A 21,362-nucleotide genomic window follows, 5' to 3' on the forward strand; every position below is an offset into this window, starting at 1 on the left:
TCCCCGGCCTCCCCGGCCTCCCGGGGCTCCCGGGCCTCCCGGGGCTCCCGGGGCTCCCGGGGAGCAGGACGGCGCCCAGCGCCTCGACCAGCCCGGCACCGCCGTCGGTGCTCGCGCTGCCCCCGATACCGAGCACCACCCGCCGGCAGCCGGCGCGCAGAGCGGCGGCGAGCACCTGCCCCGCCCCGTAGCTGGACGCCGTCAGTGGCGCGGGACGCCCGCCCGGCAGCCGGCGCAGGCCGCAGGCATCGGCCAGCTCGACGATCGCGGTGCCGTCGCACTCGGCGTAGGCCGTGTCGACGGGCTCGCCCGTGGGCCCCTCCACGGTCACCGCGACCCGCCGGTATCCCGCCGACAGCGCGGCCTCGACTGTGCCGTCGCCACCGTCCGCCACCGGCAGGGACACCGTGTGCACGTCCGGGCGGGCCGCGCGCAGCCCCTCGGCCAGCGCCGCGCACACCTCGGCGGCGCTCAACGATCCCTTGAACTTGTCGGGTGCCAGCACAACATGCGTCACAGCCGCCAGCCCAGCATGTCAGGACCTGCCGCGGCCAGCCCCAGCGTCCGGAAGACGCGTGACGTCGGCCAGGAAGGGGGCGTGCCGTGGAACAGGCCACCCGAGCACGCGGAAGCACCCTGCCGTCGCCGTGGTGCCCGCACCGGCCTGGCGTGGGCACCTCCCAGCCCGGGTCTCGCCCGTATCCGATCGACAGTGCTGCCATCACGATCCGTGTTTCCCGTTACATGGGACCGTCAAATGGGAGGCCAAGAGGAAAGGTCTGCCCGGTCGCCCCGAACACGATGAAGAGCACCGCAACGATCTGGCAGTAGCGTGCCCCCCGACGCAGCGACTGTTCCTTTGCTGTCCGCGCTTCGCGGGAAAGGGCCCGAGAAACGAGATCGGCGGCGTGTCGTCGTCCCCAGCATCCGATAACGAAGAACACGGCAGCGAACGCGAACTGCGCCAACATCGCGTCACTCATCGCGCCGTGCCGTCGCTGACGGGTGTCGAGCGAGACGAACGCGGTGCCGCCCATGCGGTCGAACATCTGCCGGCCATGGTCTAGTACCCGATGGGCGCGCGTGTCAGCGACCCGAAGAACATCTGCTGGAACACCGCCCCGATCACGCTGACGATGACCAGATTGATCACCATGGATTTCGCCGTGTTCTTGCCGACCCCGACCGGGCCGCCACTGGCCGTGTACCCGTAGTAGCAGCCGACAACGACAATCATCATTCCCATGATTGCGCCCATGGCCAGCGACAACAACACGTCCTGCCGGGTCTGGAAGGCCCAGAAGACGGAAAGATACCCGCCCGCGGACACGCTGTGGAACACGTGCACGTTCAGCATGTACTCGACGCAGTACATGATTCCGGTACCTATCATGAACATGAACGGCGTGACGATGACGACCGCGAGCAGCCGGGTGCTGATGAGATACGAGTGCGAGTCGAGGCCCATGACCTCCAGCGCGTCTATCTCCTCGCTGATCCGCATCGAGCCGAGCTCGGCGACCAGCCCGCAGGCGACCTTCGCCGAGAGAATCCACCCCCACATCTCGGGGGCGACCGTGTAGTCGGCGGTCGAGGTGAACACCCCCGTGTAACTACCGGCGCCCAGCTGGCTGAGGAGATAGTGGCCTTCCAACGAGGCCTCCGCGGCCAGCATCGCCATCATGAACCAGATGATCCCGGAGCTGGACAGGATCACGATCCCGGCCTGGCGCAGCACCTCGGAGCCGTAGTGGCGCACCCCCGGCAGGCGGCGCACGGAGGCGACCGCGAACCTGGCGATCTCACCGAGGTCGTACACCAACGACCGTTCACTGCTGTAGGAACCGAAGTTGCCGATACCGGTATCTGTCAGCGGCTTCGCCGCGACATCACTGCTGTTTTCTGTCACGGTCACCGTCGAACCCCTTTCACCGGTTCACCAGCATGTCGGGGTTCAGGCCCAGCAGCGTCGCGTTCGCCATGAAATTGATCACCCACACGGCGGCGAAACACAGCACCACCGCCTCGTTGACGGCCCGTCCGACACCCTCCGACCCACCACGCGCGGTGAGCCCCTTCTGCGCGCAGACGATACCGATGAACAGGCCGGTGAGCGTGGACTTGATCAGGACGCCGACCAGTTCGGGGGCCGTCAGGCTCGACAGGAAATTCGCAAAATAACCGCCGGTGGACGTCGCGCCGAACACGGTCGCGGAAAGCATCGCCATGATGATGCCGAGCAGGCCGCCGATGATGGTGAAGGCCACCGTCATGATCGTGATGGCGAGCACCCGGGGGAGCACCAGCATCCGTGTCGCGTCGATCCCGAGCACCTTCAGCGCGTCGAGCTCCTCCCGGATGCGCCGGGCGCCGAGGTCCGCGGTCATGGCCGTGCCCATCACGCCCGCGACGGCCATCCCGGTGCAGAACGGCGAGATCTCCCGGAGACTCGCCATCACGAAGTAGGTGCCCAGCCGGTTCTGCCCACCGAGCAGGCTGAGCAGGTCGTACGCGTAGTTCGCGATGAGGAACGTGAAGCCGCCGACCGCGAGGCTGCACGGCAGCCAGCAGAAGCGCAGCATCGCGTACATCTCGTCACGGGTACTCCCCCAGTACCCCCGCGGCTGGCGTACCGCCGTGGTCGCCAGCCGCCCGAGTAACTGCCCGCTCTGCCCGACGTCGACGGTCACCCGCTGAAGGAGCGGCGGAAGCCTTGTCATGACACCCGTGGCAATGGGCCGGGGACGTGAGCGGTGGCTGCCGGGCTCGGTTACAACCTGCTGTGTCATCTGTCTCCTCGATCAGTTCGGCGGTGCGCCACGCCCGCGGGCCCACCGCGTCGTCGACGGGATTCCCATCCCTGCCGGTATCCGCGACAGCGAGAAAACCCACGGTCCCGGGAAACGCCGCCCCACACCACGGCACCGGCCAGCCGTTTCAGCCGCCGGCGGCAAGGTACATGGCCACGAGAACCGCACACACCACCACGGCCCATCCGGTGAACAGGAGACGCAGTACTCGCGGAGCCTCCCGGAGCTCCATGAAGTACCGGCCGACGAGGTACACCTTGAAAAAGGCCACCACAATCACACCGGCCGTCGCGGCCGCCGGGGCGCCGTGCCCCTCCCCGAGATACCAGGAGACCACGGTCGCGCCCATGAGCGCGAGCCAGGCGACGACGGTCGGATTCCTGCGGACAGAACTCCTGAGGACGGAACTCCTGACGGCAGCGCTCCCGGCATGCGTCGACATCTGGTCACCTCATCAGGTACAGCAGCGCGAACAGGACTATCCAGAGCAGGTCGACAAGATGCCAGTAGCAGGCGCCGGCCTCGAGATTACGTATGTCCCGGGCCTCCAGGACCGGCTTGCGGGCGATCCTGTACATGATCACAAGGCCGATCATTCCGATCAGCAGGTGCAACAGATGGATACCGGTGAAGACGAAGTAGTACATGTAGAAGCTGTTGGCCGACGGCGTGTGCCCCGCGTCAATCTTGTCCGAGTACTCCAGGTACTTGTTGAGGACGAAGCCGGCGCCGCAGAGCAGCGTGACGAGGATCATCCGCGAGCCGGGCCGGGAAGCCCCTCCGCGCAACGCGCTCAGGCCCAGCACGACGAACATCGACCCGGTCAGCAGCAACAACGTGTTCACCGCGCCGAACGTCAGGTTCATGGTTTCGTGCGCCTGCTCGAAGAGCTCGGTGCTCCGCGACCGTTCGTGGACGAACACACCGAAGAACAGCCCGAAGACGAGCATGTCCCCGAAGATGAAGACCCAGATACCGATCTCGCCCGGCACCCGGCCCCCACCGCGAGGACGCCACTGGGGCGCCCTCGCGGTGCGCGAGGCGAACGGGTCCACGAACGGATCCATCCCGGACGGCACACTCATGGTCACGACACGGCGGCAAGGTCCTGCTCATGGACGAAGCCGCGCCTGACGTTCTGCATCGACAGGTAGCTGAAGTACAGCACCCAGGCGCCGAAGACCACGAACGGCACCCACAGGCACACCACACCGGTCCAGCCGAATGGCCCGCTCTTGAAGAACCACACCGTCCCGCCGGGCATGAAGCACACACCCGACCAGATGCTGAAGTATCCCGTCCAGCGCGGGAAAACCGGTGTCGTCCTGTCCAGCAGGATGTTCAGCCCGAGTGCGATGGCCCAGATGGTGAACGGCATCCAGGTGCCGAGCAGGATGATGAAGCCCGCGTCGTTGAACGCCTGCGTGATCTCCGGTGATGTCTCCCCGGGGCGGAAGGCGGCGGTGGCCCAGAGACCGCAGTTCACGACGATCTGCGCGGTACCCGCGGCCATACAGGTCAGCTGGACGTAGGTCAGAACCGGGAAGAGCCCTTCCTTGCGCCGGGTCTGGACGGCCATGCACACGCCCCAGACGCCCATCAGCGCATAGGCCAGACAGGTGAACACGAGACCGACCCGAATGGCGTCCTTGTGGTCCCGGTAGTACTGCGCGACCTCCTGGGCGGAATCATTCGGGTGGATGGCGGGCGGGAAGTACCGGGCGAGCCAGACACTCCCGATCACGAATAAAACGAACATGGCCGGGCCGCACCAGGCGACGAGTAACTGCGAGTTGCGGCTCATGCTCCGACGCTCGGCCTGAGCCAGAGCGGATCTGTTTGTGTCCGCTCCCCCTCCCAGCGGGGACGTGATGACATCGGTAGCGCTCACGGGACCCTCCTTCTCCCTCGGTCGAGGTGGTGCAGGCGGGCCGGGCGGCCCGTTATGCCCTGCTTCGCGCCGGCAGAATCCACCCTCGCGCCTCCTCGGGCGCGACCATCACAGCCAGCAGCAAACTCACACCCCAGACGGTGGTCACACTAACAAACAAGTGATTGTTTTCCGCCGACCTTAGTTCCCTGTGTGACCTGTGTCAATGTCGCCGTGTCCGCTACGACACACAAACGTACGATCGTCTGTTCAGATCTTGCGACAGCAACGGCCCCGTCCCGCCGCGGCAGGGCCCCACAGCAAGATCTGCTGGCGCTCGTCCACCGATCGACGCCGCCGCGGAGGACGTGGGCCGCCTTCAGGCCCTCAGCCCCGCAACGGCAGCGTCCCGGGATGGGAGCCCGCGCCGGAGCGCAGGTAGCGGTACCAGAGCAGCGCCGCCGGCCGGTCCCGCGGCTCAGCGGACAGGCTGGCCCGCACGAGATCCACGCCGGCCCGGCCGAGAACACCCTCGACAGCCCGTACGGCGCTCTCCGGCGTGACCGTCCGGCCGGGCGCGAGGATACGGACGATGAACAGGCCGAGTTTGAACAGGTCAGAGCTGATCGACTGCGGCTCGTGTATCGCCGGGGGGAAGAAGTCCGGCGTGTGGCCCTGGTCGACAACCGCCGCGTTGCCGACCTTCCGTACCGCGTCGCAGTCCACCAGGAGCACATCCGGAGTCGGCCGCAGACGGTAGAGGGCGTTACGGGCGGAGATGTCACCGAAGACGATGCCCTGGTTGTGCAGGAAGGCCACCAGGTAGGCCAGCCGCAGGCACAGCCACCACCGCTGCGCACGGTCCGGGAACGGCAGACCGAGCGCCCGCATCTGCTCGGGACCGGCGAACAGCGACCGCGCTTCGCACGGCTGGCGCTGCGGTGGCCCTCCCGTCGCTGCCGGGAAGACCTGGAAGAAGGCGTCGGGTATGAGCCGCATGACGACTCCGAGCACCTTTGCGCGGGCGGAGTCGGCGTCACCGTCGACCACGATCCGCAGTGGCCAGGCCAGATGCGTGTCGAACCACAGGCGCTGGTCCGCCGGCAGCGCCAGCCGCAGCGCAATGATGTTGGCGAGGCCCTGGGCCGGCACCCGCCCCACGATGGAGCGGTACTCCTTGTAGACGAGCGGCACCCCCACCTCGGGAAGGCCGAATTCGGGCAGCCGGTAGACGACGGCCTGCCCGCCCCGGCTCAGCAGATCGGCCCGGCCCAGCCGCTGCCGCTCGACAGCAACACTCTGCCATTTCATGGAATGCTCTCAGTAACGAACGTCCGGGTCGATCCAGGACTCGGGCGGATCGACGATGACCGTGTCGAGGGCGTGGACGTCCGTTTCATCGATCACCACCATCTCCTGGTGGCCCGAGGCCACAACACTTCGTACGATGATCTCGGTCAGGTTCCTGATCGCGCTTTCCGGGCTGGCCAGCCGGCTCTGTATGAACAACGGCGCCGTCGGCGCCGGATGAGCCAGCACCCGCATGATCTCGGGATTCGAGTCGGCGACGGCGCAGGGGATGATGTGCGGGATGGCCGGGCATTCCCTGAGCAGGGTGGCGAACGCCTCCTCCCAGGCACCGGGAGGATCATCGAAGGGTTCACCGTCGCTGAGGAAGAACACCCCGGGGCGGCCCACGGCGAAACCGTCGGCCTCCAACTGGCGGTGGTCGCGGTCGACGGTGGCCCGTAACAGGTTGAACGCGGGCGCGTATCGGGTGCCGTCGTCACGGCACGCCAGCTGGGGGAACGTCGTCGTGGTGAGCAGGTCGCACAGTGGCAGCACCGTCCGGCTGCCGCCGGCAAAGTCAATCATGCCGACCCGGACCCGGGCGGCGGCGACCGAATCACGGGCCAACGCCTCCCCGATCCGCCGCAGAATGAGGTTCGCGGTGTCCAGGCGTGGCCCGTCCATGGACTGCGAGACGTCCACCACGAGGTAGAACGGAATCAGGGTGCTCTGTGGGTGTGTGCCTGTGGGATACACGGCTGTCTCCACCTCCTTCTGCCGATGCCGCTTCCGTCTCCGCCGTCTCCGTCGATGTCACATCTGTCGATGTCACATCTGTCGAGATCACCCGGCCGGCGGACCGCCGGGCACCGGGCTACCGAGTGACCACGGCAACGACGACCGCCAGCGCGAGAAGCAGCAGGATCGCGACAGCCAGCACAACATTGGTGACCTTCGTGGTGGGAGCCACGCCACCGCCGGCAGCGCCGCCGTCGGCACCGCCGGCAAGGTGCGACAGCGCCGGGAACGGGTCGAAACGGCCGGTCCGGGCCCGCGCGCACCACGGGCATTCCGGGAGATGCCCGCTGTAGGTATGGCCCCTCCGGTTGCCGCACACCTGGACGTCGTCCCAGGCCAGGTCGAGCGCGTCGGCCCACTCCTGCGCGGCCGGCCGCGACCCGGCCGTGCCGTGGCCCGCCCCGAACGTCTGCCTGGCCAGCGCGGCGATCGGCGGCGGCAGGACGTCGGGCTCGACGGCCTCGTCCGGGACCTCGACCTCCCTGGGCGCCGTCAGGACGGTGATGCCGTACTGGATGTTCGTCTCGGGTGACGGGTCGACGTCCAGCTCCCGGGCCGGAATCCCCTGGAAGGGATGCTCCCCGCACAGCAGCAGCTGGCATATCAGCACGGCGAGGGTGAACCGGTCCGTCTCGACGCTCTTGCGGCCGGACAGCTCGGGCAGCAGCTCGGGCGCGGCGTATTCCGGGGTGACGGTGTGGCAGGCGAAAACCTCCCCGTCGTACCGGAACTGCAACGAGTCGCAGTCGAGAAAACTGATCAGCCCGTCAGCGCGGACGTGAATGTTCGACGGTGCCAGGTCGCCTATCACGATCTCCTGGTCGTGCAGGACGGCGACCAGCTGGCTCAGGTTGCTGGCCACCCCCAGCAGAAACTTCCAGTCCTTGCCCGGGAAGTTCGTCAGCCGGGTGTAGTGCTCGAAGAACGTGCTCAGCGGCTGGTCCTCGGAGCGCCGCATGACATATCCGAGAACCGCCCCGGTGGAGTCGCGGGCGAGTTCCTCCGGCCACACCAGCCCTGGATGACCGGAAACGGGATCGACGAACTGTGACGCGTGGAAGGCACGCAGCATGCACTCCAGCCGGCGGGTGCGCCGGGCGTCGGGCTCCCGGTAGATTTTCGCCGCCCGCCGGGAGTCACCGTCCACGGCGTGGACGACCGACTCGGTCCCGGCGCCGAGCACGGTCGAACAGGTCAGCCTGCGCCCGTTGACAAAGATCTCCGTCACCGGCACAGGACCGCCACCAACAGCGTCGTGTCATCCTGGGTCGCTTCGGTGACGTCCGCCCGTAACAGCAGCTGGACGAGCCCGGAGGCGTCGAAATGATCGTCGTCGAGCAGCCTGAGCACGGTGTCGATGACCGGTTCCCGGGACACCGCCAGCCGGCCGTCGTCGTCCCGCCGCAGGGTCGCGGGGATCAGGCCGTCGGTCGACACGAACACACCGCTGATCCAGGGGTCGTAGACGGCGTTCACCCGGGCGGCCCGGCTGGTGTCCGAGGTCAGGAAGACCGCGTGGGTGGCGTGCTCGGCGTCGGCGGTCCCGGCGTCGAGCAGGTGCAGGTTATCCTGTCCGCCTTCACCCGTGCGGACGACGACGAAGCCGTCCCCGATGCCGAGACAGCCGACGACGGGATGGGCGAGCACGACGACCGTCAGCGTCGTCGCGAACTCGCCGACGTGCTCCGGCCCGGCGATCGCGGCGACGATCCGCCGGAACTCGGCGACTATCTCCTCGTGCGCGTCCGCCAGGATCCGCTGTAGTTCGGGCGCGGTCGTGGACCGGCCGGCGCGGTGGATCCGGTCACGCACCAGCCGGGTGGCGATCGCGACCGCGAGCCGGGAGCCCTCGGCCGACCGGGGCGCGGATCCCGCGCCGTCGGCCACCGCCAGCACGTGGACGTCGGGCAGCGGCCCCTGCCCGCCCAGCGACAGGTGGGCGAAGGAGTCCTCGCACCATCTGCCCTCCCGCACGTGCGAATACCCCTGGACGCTGGCCCCCCGGATACGCCACCGGTCGGGCCGGCCGCCGGCACCGCTCCGGACGGCCACGGACCGCCGGCCGGGGGTCATACCTGCCTCGGCTGGTAGCCGCGCAGTTTGTAGTTGGGGTCCTCCACGCTTCTGTCCAGCTGCACGAGGATGTCGCTGAAGTCGAACCGTCCGTACATCATGTTCCGCTCCGGGGCCAGCTCGCGCAGGGTTTCCTGGCCCTGGTCGTCGATGGGCGGAATGCCGATCGCGAACAGCGCCAGTTTCTGGTTCGCCTCCAGCCCGCGGATCTCGCTCGCCAACGGCCGCCAGTCCAAGCTCGGATGCCCCTGGTCGTCGGTCGGCCGGCCGTCGGTGACCAGCCAGACGAGCGGACGTTTCCAGGTCACCTTCTCCCGGGCCAGCTGCCGCTTGCGCGCCTCGATGACCGAGATGCTCAGCCGGACCGCCTCGACCAGCGGCGTCACCCCGTCGGCGGTCAGTTTCGGCGGCTGGAAACTGTGGGCCGGCACGAACGGGGTCCGGTCGCTGCGCGGGTCGAAGCTCTCGCTGCCGCGCCATTTGCGCACTCCCCCGGCGCCGAAGGTGATGAGCGCGAACTCGGTGGTCCGCGCCATCTTCTCGCCGGCCCGCATACTGCGCGCCCAGCCGGCGAGCGCGTCGTTGAGCCTGCCGATCGCCTCACCACGCATCGAGTACGAGGTGTCCATGCACAACACCACGAGCACGCGATGGCTCGGCCGGGGAATGGGAATGTTCCCGATGATGTCCCGCGGCTGCTGACGGTCCGCTGGCCTGTCAGAGCTGTTACGAGGTGCCATTTTCCGATGTGTCCCCGTCTGCGTAGTCACTGCGGGCTACCGGTCTGGGCTGCCGTGCGGCGGCCAGGCCTGTAGCCCGTCCACCCTGTGCGTCCTCAGCAGCACCTGGTCGCCGACACGCGGCCGGCTTGCCCCCGGGCCGCCCTTCCAGGTCGCACGGTAGAGCCCGCCGTCGACCTCGACGTAGCCCTGCGGATCGAAAGCGGAATGCACGACGCCGAACGAGCCGATGCCGACGTTCGGTTGCGCGACCGGGGACAGCGGCCGCCTGCCGCCATACCCGTCGTCCTCGTCGTCCTCGTCGTTGTCGCCGCCGCCGGCACCGTCGTCCTCCCGGCCCAGCAGGCGACGCCAGCGAACCAGCCACTGCTGCGCCGCCGATGGTGGGCCGTGCCGTCGGGGCGCGGCGGTGGTCGGCCCGTTGTCGGCACCGCCGCCCTTCCGGCTCGACAGGCCGCGCCGCCAGAGCACGGCAACCAGCCCGAGCGGCACGGCGACGATCAGCACGTAGAACCAGAACGACCGGCCCGAGTCGTCCCGCTCCGACAGGAGCGAATCCCCGGGCCCGGTGAACGGGGTGCTCGAGGAGTCCACCTGTAACACCCGCCTGAGCGTGACGTCCAGGACGAACGGGTCGGTGTTGGTGGCGTACATCCGCGATTCGCGTTCCGTCCCGGTACCCGCCACCTGCTCCCGGCACTGCTTCTTGCAGGGTGCCTGCTGCCCGCCCCCGCTGTCGTTGCGGGCGAAGGCGGCGCGGGCGGAGTCCGCGTCCGCGAACCGGTGGCCGGCCACGGCCAGCAGCAACGAACCGGCCGTCCCGAGATCGGGCTGCGCGCCGGTACGGGAACGGTCCGGCAGGGCGACCTGGACGACGAGCCTGTCCCGGCGATCGAAGATCGTATCCAGGGCGGCCGGCCTGTCCTGGTCACCGGCCAGCCCGGCGGCGCCGGTCACCCGCACCACGACGGCTCCGTCGCCGTCCGGAACCCCGTTGAGCAGGCTGTTCAGGTTGTCCAGGACGGTCCGGTCGACCTGCGCCGGCAGCTCCATGACACGTACCTGGAACACCGGCCGCTGATCGGACACCGGCGCGGCCACCGCAGGCCACCCGGACAGCGGCGGTACGACCGCCGTCACGGCGGCCAGCCCCACGATCACAACGGCCGCCGCGGCCGCCGGTAACCAGGCTCGGGCCCGTAACCGGCCCGGACGCCGCCGTCGCTGCCGCGCGACGCTGTCCATACCCGTCACGGGGCGATGATGGCCGCCTCGCAGCACCGGAACCCCCCGCGATATCTACTGCTGCTCGTGACAGCTACAGGCCACTGTAGTCAGCGGAAAGCCAGCATAGCGACCCGATTGCCCCGGACCTGCCGCCCGGCCCGGCCCCACCAGAGCCCGGTCCGCTTCGCCGGCCCGATACGCCGGCCCGATACGCCGGCCCGATACGACGGCGCGGCAGGTGGCACGACCGGTAGCGCGGCAGGACCGCCGCCACCGGCTCCTCCTCGGATCACACGCCGGCAGACCGGGACCGCCGGACCACGCCGATGTTCGGCAGCGGGGAAGTGCCCCGGCGGCCACATGATCCACTCCCGGAGTGGTTGAGACCGTTACGCACTCATCTCTGGATGCGGCCGGGCAGCGATCAACGCGGGAACCCAGCTGGCCGCGGTCACGTAGTCGGCAAGTGGCGGCGCTATCAGATGAACGAGGAAAAGCAGGTCGCCGAGGACCGCGGCAAGATCGAGACGGGACAGGGGCTCGTGGTGCGCGGCACGGTTGCGCACCACGTGCATGCGACTGACCCGTCCGTCCACGTCACGGCGGTCGGTGCCAGCAGGAAACGCGCGGTGCAGGTAGGGGACCCACAGGGTCTTCTCATGGCTTGCGGACGACAGTTGAGCCCCGGCCTCAGCCCCGGCAGGGTTGATCGTTTACAGGCCCCGGAGGCTACCGTTCACAGAGCTCGAACGCTACCGTTCCGCGGAACCGTCATGACGACAGGCGCCCTCGGCTCGCGCCGGCCGGGCCTTCGGGCCGGCCCGGCCGGGCGTGGCGGGCGGTGCTGCCGCTGGCCGTCGTCGGTTCTGGATATGCCAGCTCCGGATGTGTCGTCAGCTCTGGCCGGGAGAGCGGGGCGCGGGCGCCGTGGCGGTGGCCGCCGCGGCGCTGGCGAGCAGGTCGCGGATCTCCGTCAGCAGCCGGATGTCGTCGCTGACCGGCGTGGGCTCCGGCTCCGCGGCCCGCCCGTTCCGCTTGCGCAACCCGCTCGCCCTGGCAAGCGGGAGGACGATGAGAAAGTAGATCACGGCCGCGACGATCACGAATGAGACCACGTCGTTGACGAACGAGCCGTAGTTGAACCGGCTGCCGTTGACGGTGAAGGTCAGTGCGGAGAAGTCCGGCTGCCCGCCGATGGCCGCGATCAGCGGGGTGATCAGGTTTTTCACCAGCGAGGTGACCAGCGCGGTGAAGGCAGTACCGATGACGACCGCGACCGCGAGGTCGACGATGTTGCCGCGGGTCAGGAACTCCTTGAAGCCCTTCAGCCCGGGGGCGATCAGTCGGGTCGGCGCACGGCCCTTGTCGACAGCTTCTCGCAACGCGCTCACACAGATCCCCCAGGAGGCCGGCCGAGTTGTGTGGGGCGTCCGGGTTGGCCCGGAGCTGCCCAGTACCACGGAGGTTACAGCCCCGCCCTACAGGGAAAAAACGGCCTCCCTCTGATGTGCCGCGGGCTCTTGTGCGGAGCGGGCCGATACGGCGCCTGTCATCCGGTGGGGATGTCCTCGCCGAGGTATGCCTGGCGGACGCGGTCGTCGGCGAGCAGGTCGGCGCCGCTGCCGGTGAGGGCGACCTGGCCGTTTTCCAGCACGTAGCCACGGTGCGCGATCCGCAGGGCCTGCACCGCGTTCTGTTCCACCAGCAGCACGGCCACGCCGGCCCTGTTGATCTCGACGATCACCTCGAAGATGGTCTGGATGATCCGGGGGGCGAGCCCCATCGACGGTTCGTCGAGCAGCATCAGCCGAGGCCGGCTCATCAGCGCCCGGCCGATGGCCAGCATCTGCTGTTCCCCGCCGGAGAGGGTGCCACCCAGCTGGGAGGCCCGCTCGGCCAGCCGCGGGAACAGGGTGAAGACCCGTTCGGTGCCCTCCCGCACGTGCCGCCGGTCATGGTAGGCGCCCATCAGCAGGTTCTCCCGGACGGTCATGCCGGCGAACACCCGCCGTCCTTCGGGGACGTGGCTGACCCCCAGCCCGACAAGGGTGTGCGCCGGGATGGACGACAGCGGCCGGCCGTCCAGGTAGATCTCCCCGCGGCGGGGGCGGAGCAGCCCGGAGATCGACCGCAGGGTGGTCGTCTTGCCGGCGCCGTTCGCTCCGAGCAGCGTCACGATCTCGCCTTCGGCGACCTCCAGCCGTACGCCGCGCAACGCCGGTATGGCGCCGTAGCTGACCTCGACGTCGGCGAGTTCCAGCAACATCAGCGCACCTCCCCGCCGGCATCCACGCCGGTCTCCACACCGAGGTAGGCCTCGACCACCGCCGGGTCGCGCTGGACCTGGGCCGGGGTGCCGTGGGCGATGACCCGGCCGAAGTTCAGCACCACCACCGTGGTCGCGACGGACATCACCAGCCGCATGTCGTGCTCGATCAGCAGGACCGAGACCCCGCCCCCGGCGATCCGCCGGATCAGCGCCTCGAGAGCGCGCTTCTCGGCGGGGTTCGTGCCGGCGGCGGGCTCGTCCAGGAGCAGCAGCCGCGGGCCGGTGCCCAGTGCCCGGGCGATCTCCAGCCGGCGCTGTTCGCCGTGGGACAGCGACGAGGCCAGGTCGTGCGCGCGCCGGGACAGGCCGACCAGGTCGAGGAGCTCGAACGCCCGGCTGACCCCGGCCCGTTCCTGCCGCCGCGCGCCGGGCAGCCCGAGGACCGCGCTGAGCGATCCGTACCGCTGCCGGACCTCGGTGCCGATCTGCACGTTCTCCAGCGCCGACAGCGCGGGGAAGAGCCTGATGTTCTGGAAGGTCCGGGCGATTCCGAGGTGGGTGATGGCGTGCGGGCTGCGCCCGACGATCCGCGCCGGCCGGCGGGACGTCCGCCAGAACGTCACCGAGCCCTGCTGCGGCCGGTACGCGCCGGTGAAGCAGTTGAACAGGGAGGTTTTTCCGGCCCCGTTGGGCCCGATCACGGCCAGGATCTCGCCCCGGCGCTGCCGCAGCGAGACCCCGTCGAGACTGGTGACCCCGCCGAAGCGCAGCGTCAGATCACGGGCTTCAAGCACCAGGTCGGACGGCGTTCCACCCGGCACCCCCGCGTCGGCCGGCCCGGCCGCGGCAACGGCGCTCATCCGGTGGCCCTTCCGGGACGCGCGGCCCCGCGGCGGCACACGGCGTCCTCGCCAGGAGACACCGCATGCAGAAACACAGAGTGTCTGCTGAGAGACGAAGCGCGGCCGGCAGGTGTGAGGACCCCCGGACACACAGAGCCGTCGACGTGCGCGGTCAAGTGATGGTCCTTCCGATCGGGGCCGCGCCGAGCTGGTCCGAGGCGCCGGCGGTGGTGCCGGCGAGCTCGATCTCCCGGCGTCGGCGGCGGGACGGCACCAGGCCCTGCGGGCGGAAAATCATCATCACGACGATGACCGCGCCGAAGTAGATGTACCGGTCCGTCGGCGGAACCTTGTCACGCAGGTAGAAGGCCAGCCCCTGCAGGACGACGGCCCCCGTCACCGCGCCCAGCCGCGAGCCCATCCCACCGAAGATGACTATCGCCACCACGAGGAACGACGACTGCAGGCTGAAGCTCTGCGGGTTGAAGAACTGCTTGGTGGCGAGCAGGACACCGGCGAACCCGGAGACCGACGCCCCGATCGCGAAGGCGAGCAGCTTCATCCGCAGGGTCGGCACGCCGGTGGCCTCCGCGGCGATCTCGTCCTCCCGGATCGCGGCCCAGGCCCGGCCGATCCGGGACCGTTCCAGCCGGCCGAAGGCGATCATGACGACGACCACGATGCCGAGCAGCAGGTAGTAGTACGGCAGCGGGTCGATCCCCCACCGGTAGTGGATCCCGGGCAGGTCGACCGACAGGTGCGGCACCCCGAACACCCCGCGCGAGCCGTTCGTGACCTCGTCCGAGTTGTTCGCGAGCAACTGGATGATCTCCCCGAAGCCCAGCGTCACGATCGCCAGGTAGTCGCCGCGCAGCCGCAGCGTCGGCGCGCCGAGGATCACGCCGGCGAGCGCGGCGATCAGGAGCGCGATCGGGAAGACGAAGAACGGGTTGATGACGAACGGCGCGTGCCACGGCATGGCCGACGACGAGCTGAAGTAGGCGGTCACGTAGGCACCGATCGCGAAGAACGCGATGTAGCCGAGGTCGAGCAGGCCCGCGTAGCCGACCACGACGTTCAGCCCGAGCGCGAGCAGCGCGTAGATACCGATGTCGTTGACCATCGACTGCTGCGCCGCCGTCGAGACGAGCAGCGGCGCCACGATCGCGGCGGCGAGCAGGACCGCGTTCAGGCCGGTGGTGGCGTGCGGCCCCCCGAGGGCGGCCGCGACGGGCCGGCGGGCCCGCGCCGCCGCCGTCACCTCGGCGAGCAGCGGGCGTAGCCGCGCCACGGCGATCAGCAGCACCCACAGGCCCACCGCCAGGCCGATGAAGATCCCGATACGCGGGTCGACCACCGAGCGCCGCAACGCGCGGAACGGGTGGGCGGAGTCGCCGCCGGGCCCGGTCACCACCGCGGCGAGAACGCCGAGGGCGAGGCACACCCAGAGCTGCCGCAGCCGCGCCGGGGTGAGCACGCCGGCGTCCCCTCGAAAGACCCGCGCCGGCACGGCGGGGACGGGCCCGGCGGAGGGGCCCGGGCCCGGGTGAGGCACCGGGCCTGGACGGGACGCCGGTCGGGAAGCGGCTTCCGGCTGCCGCCGCGGTACCGGCTGCGTCGGCGGCTGCGACTGCTGCGTCGGCTGCGGCGGCTGCTGCTGCGGCGGAGAAGGGGTGGACGAGGCCGACGCGGAGGGTTCGGGTGATGCCGAGGAGGGCGGGCGGGCGGTCACGCGGCCCTGCCCAGCCGCACGCCGAGCAGGCCTGACGGACGCACCATGAGGATCCCGACCAGCACCAGAAAAGCGATCACGTCCTTGTAGGACGCCTGGAAGACATACCCCCCGTAGCTCTCCACCAGCCCGAGCAGGATGCCGCCGAGCATGGCCCCGCGGACGTTCCCGATGCCGCCGAGCACCGCGGCGGTGAACGCCTTCACCCCGGGCACGAAACCCATGTTGTACGAGGCGTTGAAGGTCATGGCATAGAGGAATCCACCGGCACCGGCGAGCAGGCCACCGATGACGAAGGTCAGGATGATCACTCTTTCGACGTTCACCCCCATCAGGACGGCGGTGTCCGCGTCCTGCGCGACCGCCCTGATGCCCTGCCCGAGGCGGGTCCTCGCCACCAGCCGGTCCAGCAGGACGAGCATCACCACCGCCGCGCCAAGGACGACGACGGTCTGGGTGGACACCTGGGCGCCAAAGACGTGGAAGAGCGTGCCGTTGGTGAACAAGTCGGGAACCGGCACGTTCTGCCGGCCGAACTCCTTGCCGGCGAGGTTCACCGCGAACAGCGACGCGCCGATCGCGCTGATGAGGTAGGCGAGCCTGGGCGCGGACCGCCGGCGCAACGGCCGGTAGGCGACCCGTTCGAGGATGAACGCCGCCGCGGCGCCGCAGGCGGCACCCACCGCGAGCCCGGCGGCGACCAGCCCCACCGAGGCCGGCCCGGACGGCGTGGCGCCGCCCGGCAGCAGGCCCCTGGCGGCGAACAGCCCGCCGAAGGCCCCCAGCATGAACACCTCGCTGTGGGCAAAATTGATCAGCTGGAGCACGCCGTAGACGAGCGTGTAACCCAGGGCGATGACCGCGTACAGCGAGCCGACCATGAGACCGTCGACGGTCAACTGCCAGAACTGGTCGGCAAAACCCATGCGTCTCCTCGTCGTGGTCGTGTCCTCGTCATGATCGTGGTCATGATCGTGGTCATGCTCGTGCCCTTGTCATGGCGTGGGTGGTGGCCGCCGCGCCCGCGGAGCGCACCGGCCACCACCTCACTATCCGGCAGGACCGTTCGGGCGGCCCGTCAGGACTTGATCAGATCCACGGTGTTGCCGAGAACGACGATCTGCCCGTTCTTGACCCGGTAGATGAAGTCGTTCGCGCCTTCGACCTCACCGTTCGGCTGGAACTTGACGAGCTTGGTGACACCCTGGTAGTTGACCTTCCCGAAGGCCTCCGCCACCGACTCCCGGCTCAGGTTGTCCCCGAGGTTCTTGAACACCTCGATAAGGGCGTTGGTCGCGTCGTACGCCTCACCGGAGTACGTGCCGGGCCTGGCACCACCATTGATCTTCTTGTACGACTCGACGAAGGCCGCCGCGTTCGGGTCGCTGTTGGCGTCGCTGCACGGGCAGGTCAGGTAGGTGCCCTCGGCCGCCGCGGCACCGGCCTGCTCGACGTACTTGGCGTCCAGTGAACCGTCACCACTCACCGTGACGCCCTTGAAGCCCTTGTCGTGCAGGGCTTTGGACAGCAGCGCGAGCTCGGCATAGTAGCCCGAGTAGAACAGGACGTCCGGATTCTCCGCGATGATCTTTGTTGCCTCGGAGGTGTAGTTCTTCGTCGGGTTGATGCCGTCGTGGACCACGGTCGCCCCCCGAGCCTTCAGCTCCTTCTCCAGCGCGGCGGACAGGCCGGTGCCGTAGTCGCTCTTGTCGTCGAGGGAGAACACCTTCTTCGCCTTCAGCACGGCGGCGATGTAGTCGGCGTCCGCCGTGCCCTGGACGGTGTCCGGGGCGATGACCCGGTAGAAGGTCTTGAAGCCCAGCGTGGTCAGCGCCGGGTTCGTCGCCGACGGGCTCACCGAGAGCAGACCGGCCTGCGAGTAGAGCGGTTCGCTGGCCTTGGTGGCTCCGGAGAACATCGGCCCGACGACCGCCAGGATGCCCGAGTTGTCGATGAGCTTCTGCGCGGCGGTCGGGCCCTGGTCCGGTGACCCCGCGTCGTCGGACTGCACCAGCCTTATCTTGAAGGGCAGGTTCGCGTTGGCGTTCGCCTCGGCAACGGCGGTCTCCACCCCGTACAGGGCGTTGATACCAAGTTGCTGGTTGTCACCGGAGAGGACGCCCTGGAAGCCGATGGTGATCGTCTTCTTCCCATCCGACGACGATCCGTCATCGCTACCGCACGCCGCGGCGGTCAAGGCCACCACGCCGGCTAGAGCAACCGCTCCCAGAAGTTTTCGCCTGGCCATGCATCTCCTCCTACCTGTCCCGCTGCGCGTCCCGGAGCCGGTGCGCGGACGGCACACGTGGTCACGATCACGGAATGCCGCTGGCCCCGCCAGCACTCATCCGCGCATCCCCACCAACATCTACGCATCCCCACCGACATCCATGCATCCTGACCGAATGTCGGCACCGTAGCCCCTTCCTGAACGCATCGGAAACGCACCCTGCGTGCCGTCCAAGGTACCGGCCATCCCGCTTACACCTACTATCCGCACAGGTGTGTCAACCTTGGGTCAGGTCGGTCCGAAGCAGGTCCCGCGCGGCCACCAGCCATCCCACCAGAGGCCACCCCACCAGGTGGGACGCCGCCCCGGGGCCCAGCCCCCATAAACGATCAGTGACGAGCCCGCGGACGCGCATCAGGGCGGGGCGTTGAGCAGGTAGCGCAGCAGGACGACGTCGCCGATCCGACGGGCCTCGGCCAGCGCCATCCGGCGGCCCGGATGGTGCGGGAAGGTGCCGGCGCCGACGAAGCGGGGCGCGGCGGGGTCCCCGACGAAGAACGGCGCTATCACCAGATGGATCTCGTCGACGAGCCCGGTGGCGAGGAACCGGGTGTGGATCGCACCGCCGCCCTCGACCATCAGCCGGCGTATGCCGCGCGCGGCAAGGTCCGCCAGGACGGTGTTCAGGTCGAGCGGGTCGCCGGCGTCCACGACGGATGCCACCCCGGCGAGCCGCCCGCGCGCTCTGTCCGCCGCGGGGCTCGCGGCATAGACGATCTTCTCGGCCTGCCCGGTGGTGAAGAAGCGGGCGTCGCGGTCGAGGTCGCCACGGCCGGTGAGGGTAACCTTGGCCGGGCTCTCCGGCCGGCCGCGGGCCACCCGCTCCTCGCGGCGGGCCGCCGAGCGGACCAGCAGCCGGGGGTTGTCGCGACGGATGGTGTTGGCGCCCACCAGGATGGCGTCGACACCGGCCCGGACCTCGTCGACCCGGTCGAGGTCGGCGTCGTTGGACAGCAGCAGCCGCCGCTCGCCGGCATCGTCGATACAGCCGTCCACGGACATCGCGACCGACAGCAGGACATACGGCCGTTGGCTCACACGCGGCGCTCCGGGCTCGTCCTGGCCTGCCATCTCACCGAATGTACCCACGCCTGGCCCAGCCGGGAGCGGGAGCCCCGCGGGCCGGGATCCGTCGGGTGCCCACGGGTGCGCCCCCAGGCGGACCGGGCCCGCCCGAGCCTCCCCGGAATGCCCACCGACCGCGTTGCCGGTGTTCTTCCCGCCGCCCTCGGTGGCCGTCAGCCGGAAAGCACGGGAGCAGGATTTCAGGAATATATGCCGACGACGCTCCCGGTGCCGTCCGGAGCGCCCAGGGCAGTATAACGTCCAGCTGGCGGTAAAAACCGCCTGCACGGCGCCGAAAACAGGGTGTGTCGTTCCTTCCGTCGGTGACACGCTTACGACCGACATCAGTCGCGACATTCTTCGACGCCGGCCGGAATCTGATTCGTGAAGCGCCGGCACCCACCGGCGCCCGGCCATCCGCTGCCAGCCGGCTGGCGTCGCCGGCAGCTACCTCGGCGGCGCCGGCGTCTACACTCGTAGCTCGTGGCGTCGCGCGCCGCCGGGGCCGGAAATTCGCCGGTGATGAGCAGTTCCGAAACAATTCCGGGGGAATTCCGGGGGAACGGAGCAGTCATGCCCACAGCGCTGATCATTGGTGCCGGGATCGCCGGCCCGGTCGCCGCGATGGCCCTGCGACGAGCTGGGATCGACGTCCTGGTGCACGAGGCGTACCCGGCCCCGGCCGCGGAGGCCGGTTCGTGGATCGGCCTGCAGACCAACGGCCTGGACGCGCTGCGGGCAATCGGCGCCGACCGTACCGTCCGCAGGCTCGCCGTCCCGACACCGTCGATCGCCTTCCGGACCGGCACCGGCCGGCCACTCGGCGAGATCCCGACCGGCCGGCCGCTGCCGGGTGGGACGGCGGGAGTGTCGATCAAGCGTTCCGACCTGCACCGCGCCCTGCGGGACGAGGCATCCCGCCGGGGCGTCGAGATCCGGCACGGCCAACGCCTGGTGAGCGTGGCCAGCGGCGCCGACGGGGTCGTCGCCACCTTCGCCGACGGCAGCACCGCCGTCGGCGACCTGCTCGTCGGCTGCGACGGCATCCACTCCCGGGTGCGGGAGTCGCTGAACCCGTCCGGCCCACGGGCACGCTACGTCCCGATACTGAACGTCGGCGGCTACGCCGACGTCACACCGCCGGGTGACCGCCCCGGCGTGCTGACGATGACCTTCGGCAGGCGGGCGTTCTCCGGCCGCCTCGTCACGCCCACCGGGCAGACATGGTGGTTCGCCAACCCGCCTCGGCGGGACGAGCCGGCCAACGGCGAACTGAGAGAGATCAGTGACGCGCAGTGGCGGGACTCGCTGCGCCAGCTCTACGAGCCCGACCGCTCCCCGATCATGGATCTGATCGGTGCCACCCCCGGGCCGCTGACCGGCTGGGCAACGTACGACCTGCCCACCGTCCCGGTCTGGCACGACGACCGGGCCGTGCTGATCGGCGACGCCGCGCACGCCACCTCACCCTCGTCCGGCCAGGGTGCGTCGATGGCGATCGAGGACGCGGTCGTGCTCGGGCAGTGCCTGCGCGACCTGCCGGTGCCGCGGGCGTTCGCCCGGTTCGAGGCGCTGCGCCGGCCCCGGGTGGAGCGGGTCGTCGCCGAGGGCCGGAAGTCCAGCCGGCTGCGCTCGGTCGGGCCGGTCGGCCGGCTGGCCCGCGGCCTCGTGCTGCCGCTGGTGCTCAGGCACGCCGCCGGCAGCGGCGCCGAGTCACTCGCCTGGATGCACCAGCATCACATCGACTGGGACACCCCGGTGACGACCACCGGCGTCCCAGCCCCGACTCCCGCGAAAGACATCCCGACGAACCTGCCCGGCTGACACCCACCGGCCGCGGTCACCGCCAGCCCGATCCCGCCGGCCCGATCCCGCCGGACCACTCCGGCCGCGGGCGTCCGGCCACCGCAGTTGTGATCATGCGTTCGCATGGCCGGGGACGGCTGCCTCGCCGGCCGCGGCCCGACCGACCGACATATCGTCCTGTCCGGTGCCTTGCCCGGCCCGGCGGCAGCGACTAACGTACAACTCGATGGTTGTATATCAGGAGTCCGCCGAACGTGCCGACCGGCTCTTCCATGCCCTGGCCGACGCGACGCGGCGCGAGATCGTGGCCCTCACCCTGACCGGTGAGCACTCGGTCTCGCAGCTCGCCCGGCGGTTCCCGATGAGTTTCGCGGCCGTCCAGAAACACGTGGCGGTGCTGGAGCGCGCCGGGCTGGTCAGCAAGCAACGGCAGGGCCGGGAGCAGCGGGTACGGGGCAACGCGGACGCCCTGCGCGAGGCCCGTCGGCTGCTGGACCAACTGGCGGACGTATGGCGGGGGCGTCTCGACCGGATCAACATGATCCTCGCC

Annotated in this window: 23 protein-coding genes; 2 read left to right on the plus strand and 21 right to left on the minus strand. The window is 69.6% G+C overall.

Translation table 11 applies throughout. From position 1 onward, the window contains the following. The 21 genes from AC5LSR_RS09000 to AC5LSR_RS09100 all read right to left on the minus strand — a co-directional run. Positions 1-517: glycerate kinase (locus AC5LSR_RS09000; RefSeq protein ID WP_493464774.1), on the minus strand; the 517-nt coding region annotated here is incomplete at its 3' end. A gap of 223 nt (positions 518-740) precedes the next feature. Further along, complete coding sequence (locus tag AC5LSR_RS09005) at positions 741-1,049, minus strand: hypothetical protein (protein ID WP_047223236.1); 309 nt, start codon at positions 1,047-1,049, stop codon at positions 741-743. A 14-nt stretch (positions 1,050-1,063) separates the two neighbouring features. Further along, positions 1,064-1,915, minus strand: coding sequence for an ABC transporter permease (locus tag AC5LSR_RS09010; RefSeq protein ID WP_250282542.1), 852 nt, complete (start codon positions 1,913-1,915; stop codon positions 1,064-1,066). A gap of 13 nt (positions 1,916-1,928) precedes the next feature. Further along, positions 1,929-2,720, minus strand: coding sequence for an ABC transporter permease (locus AC5LSR_RS09015; protein ID WP_250282541.1), 792 nt, complete (start codon positions 2,718-2,720; stop codon positions 1,929-1,931). Positions 2,721-2,937: 217 nt separating this feature from the next. Then, positions 2,938-3,252, minus strand: coding sequence for a cytochrome C oxidase subunit IV family protein (locus AC5LSR_RS09020; RefSeq protein ID WP_250282539.1), 315 nt, complete (start codon positions 3,250-3,252; stop codon positions 2,938-2,940). A gap of 4 nt (positions 3,253-3,256) precedes the next feature. Beyond that, complete coding sequence (locus AC5LSR_RS09025) at positions 3,257-3,895, minus strand: cytochrome c oxidase subunit 3 family protein (protein WP_250282549.1); 639 nt, start codon at positions 3,893-3,895, stop codon at positions 3,257-3,259. 2 nt (positions 3,896-3,897) lie between these two features. Beyond that, a complete protein-coding gene (locus tag AC5LSR_RS09030) occupies positions 3,898-4,701 on the minus strand; it encodes a hypothetical protein (RefSeq protein ID WP_250282536.1) in 804 nt (267 codons plus the stop codon). A gap of 366 nt (positions 4,702-5,067) precedes the next feature. Further along, positions 5,068-5,991, minus strand: coding sequence for a hypothetical protein (locus AC5LSR_RS09035; protein ID WP_250282534.1), 924 nt, complete (start codon positions 5,989-5,991; stop codon positions 5,068-5,070). Positions 5,992-6,000: 9 nt separating this feature from the next. After that, positions 6,001-6,726 carry a vWA domain-containing protein gene (locus AC5LSR_RS09040; protein WP_250282532.1) on the minus strand — a complete coding sequence of 242 codons (726 nt, stop codon included), beginning with the start codon at positions 6,724-6,726 and terminating at the stop codon, positions 6,001-6,003. Between the two features lie 118 nt (positions 6,727-6,844). After that, positions 6,845-7,996 (minus strand): protein kinase domain-containing protein, encoded by a 1,152-nt coding sequence (locus tag AC5LSR_RS09045; RefSeq protein ID WP_250282531.1) that lies wholly within the window; start codon positions 7,994-7,996, stop codon positions 6,845-6,847. Continuing rightward, positions 7,993-8,742, minus strand: a complete 750-nt coding sequence (locus AC5LSR_RS09050) for a protein phosphatase 2C domain-containing protein (protein ID WP_250290488.1) — start codon at positions 8,740-8,742, stop codon at positions 7,993-7,995. The genes AC5LSR_RS09045 and AC5LSR_RS09050 overlap by 4 nt, the downstream gene beginning before the upstream one ends. Positions 8,743-8,837: 95 nt before the next feature. Continuing rightward, entirely contained in the window at positions 8,838-9,488 is a 651-nt protein-coding gene (locus tag AC5LSR_RS09055; RefSeq protein WP_250282526.1) for a vWA domain-containing protein, read from the minus strand. 129 nt (positions 9,489-9,617) lie between these two features. After that, positions 9,618-10,670, minus strand: a complete 1,053-nt coding sequence (locus AC5LSR_RS09060) for a hypothetical protein (protein ID WP_493468350.1) — start codon at positions 10,668-10,670, stop codon at positions 9,618-9,620. Positions 10,671-11,197: 527 nt separating this feature from the next. Beyond that, positions 11,198-11,383 (minus strand): hypothetical protein, encoded by a 186-nt coding sequence (locus tag AC5LSR_RS09065; RefSeq protein WP_250282522.1) that lies wholly within the window; start codon positions 11,381-11,383, stop codon positions 11,198-11,200. Between the two features lie 318 nt (positions 11,384-11,701). After that, positions 11,702-12,199 carry a large-conductance mechanosensitive channel protein MscL gene (gene mscL, locus AC5LSR_RS09070; RefSeq protein WP_250282520.1) on the minus strand — a complete coding sequence of 166 codons (498 nt, stop codon included), beginning with the start codon at positions 12,197-12,199 and terminating at the stop codon, positions 11,702-11,704. A 158-nt stretch (positions 12,200-12,357) separates the two neighbouring features. Beyond that, positions 12,358-13,074: an ABC transporter ATP-binding protein gene (locus AC5LSR_RS09075; RefSeq protein ID WP_250282519.1), complete on the minus strand. Its 717-nt coding sequence runs from the start codon at positions 13,072-13,074 to the stop codon at positions 12,358-12,360. Further along, positions 13,074-13,937, minus strand: coding sequence for an ABC transporter ATP-binding protein (locus AC5LSR_RS09080; protein ID WP_250282516.1), 864 nt, complete (start codon positions 13,935-13,937; stop codon positions 13,074-13,076). Before AC5LSR_RS09080 ends, AC5LSR_RS09075 begins: the two co-directional genes overlap by 1 nt. Before the next feature lie 154 nt (positions 13,938-14,091). Continuing rightward, entirely contained in the window at positions 14,092-15,396 is a 1,305-nt protein-coding gene (locus AC5LSR_RS09085) for a branched-chain amino acid ABC transporter permease (protein ID WP_445548301.1), read from the minus strand. Between the two features lie 251 nt (positions 15,397-15,647). Next, positions 15,648-16,577, minus strand: coding sequence for a branched-chain amino acid ABC transporter permease (locus AC5LSR_RS09090; RefSeq protein ID WP_250282512.1), 930 nt, complete (start codon positions 16,575-16,577; stop codon positions 15,648-15,650). 152 nt (positions 16,578-16,729) lie between these two features. After that, entirely contained in the window at positions 16,730-17,899 is a 1,170-nt protein-coding gene (locus AC5LSR_RS09095) for a branched-chain amino acid ABC transporter substrate-binding protein (protein ID WP_250282511.1), read from the minus strand. Between the two features lie 396 nt (positions 17,900-18,295). Further along, a complete protein-coding gene (locus AC5LSR_RS09100) occupies positions 18,296-18,979 on the minus strand; it encodes a RibD family protein (protein WP_250282509.1) in 684 nt (227 codons plus the stop codon). 600 nt (positions 18,980-19,579) lie between these two features. Here AC5LSR_RS09100 and AC5LSR_RS09105 point away from each other — a divergent pair. Next, positions 19,580-20,830, plus strand: coding sequence for an FAD-dependent oxidoreductase (locus AC5LSR_RS09105; RefSeq protein ID WP_445548300.1), 1,251 nt, complete (start codon positions 19,580-19,582; stop codon positions 20,828-20,830). 208 nt (positions 20,831-21,038) lie between these two features. After that, a partial coding sequence (locus AC5LSR_RS09110; protein ID WP_493468351.1) for an ArsR/SmtB family transcription factor occupies positions 21,039-21,362 on the plus strand: 324 nt, incomplete at its 3' end.

Source organism: Protofrankia sp. CiP1_Cm_nod4, assembly GCF_982290645.1.